At 37.2% G+C, this 1,343-nt stretch carries 1 protein-coding gene; it reads right to left on the bottom strand.

Features of this window, described 5'->3' with window-relative positions; translation table 11 throughout:
- Positions 1–1,343, bottom strand: a 1,343-nt coding sequence (locus AX663_RS05945) for an SspB-related isopeptide-forming adhesin (RefSeq protein WP_331708976.1), incomplete at both ends; no start/stop codon positions are given.

Below are 1,343 nucleotides of genomic sequence, written 5' to 3'. Positions count from 1 at the left end.
GTCGAATTTAGCTGTTACATCTTCACCAGTGATACCATCGTAAACCTTGATATCAGCAGCGTTAATGTCAAGCTTATCTTCTTCGTAGTTATCTGTGATACCAACTGTTTGAAGATTGCTTTCTGCTGTAAATTCGCGAGTATCAAGCCATACTTGATAGTAGATCTTTTGACCACGTTTGAGGGTCTTACCATTCAAGTTTTGGATTTCAACTTTATCAGCTGAATCGTCGTCATCAGCAAGTTTGTTACCAATGATGTCGAAACTTGGTTCTGAAACAACGTACTTCTCTGGTTTGAAGTTAGGAGTTACGTTGTTATCAAAAATTCTGTCGTCTGATTCATAAGAATTTCCGCCAACTGTAGCATAAGAGATAACTGTTGATAATTGATTATCTGCTGAAGGTTGAATAACTTTAACAGTAACGTTGACTTTCATATTGTCATAAGTAACTGTTGTATCAGTTCCTTTAACTTCTTCTACAGTGTAGTTAAAGGTCTTACCAAAATCGTCTCTTCCATAATTAATAGTAGAGAAAGTTACTTTGCCTTTAGCATCATTCTGAACAGTTTCAAGAACTTTTCCTGCTTCGTCTTTCAAGACAAAGTTAAATTCCTTATCTTTCAATTGACGACCATTAAGTGTCTTACCGAAGATTAACTGAATAGCCATTGGAACATTGTTGACACGCTTTTCAGTTGGTTTCTCTGGTTTTTCGGTCTTCTTAGTAGTTGGGTTGTAGTAGTTTACAACTTGAGCTGCTGTATTTTCAATTTCAGCACCATCGTAAGCACCGTCAGAAACCTTAGCTGGGATGACAAACTTGTAGTAACGTCCAAATTCGAACTTAGTAGTATCGATAATTTGAGTGTTTTCTGCATCGCCAAGTGACTTAGTGAAGCCAGCTTTAAGTGTTGCAGTAATCATACCTTTATCGACAGAAATGTCGAACTTGTCAGTAACATCAGCACCAGTCTTACCATCATAAGCCTTGATATCTGAAGCATTTACTTCCAATTTAGCTTCATCATAATCATCAGTGATACCAACAGTTTGGATGTTATCCTTGTTGTTTGCATCAAATTGATTTGTATCAAGCCATACTTGGTAGTTGATAGTTTCGCCACGTTTAACGGCTTTAGTATTGATGTTTTCAGCTTCATTGTTTGTTGGATCGTCGGCATATGGGTTCGCATTTGTTTCTGCGTATTTGTTTGTCAACTCTTTATCATCATCAAGAAGCTTAGTACCAGTGATATCAAATTCACCGTTGTGTTCGCTAAGAACATATTTCTCTGGTTGGAACTTAGGTTCTTCTGGAGGAGTCACACGGTTGTTAAATT

The organism is Streptococcus sp. CCH8-H5 (genome assembly GCF_001556505.1).
GTDB lineage: Bacteria > Bacillota > Bacilli > Lactobacillales > Streptococcaceae > Streptococcus.
Note: the sequence above shows the minus strand (reverse complement) of the source record. Positions and strands in the feature narration are given on the sequence as shown.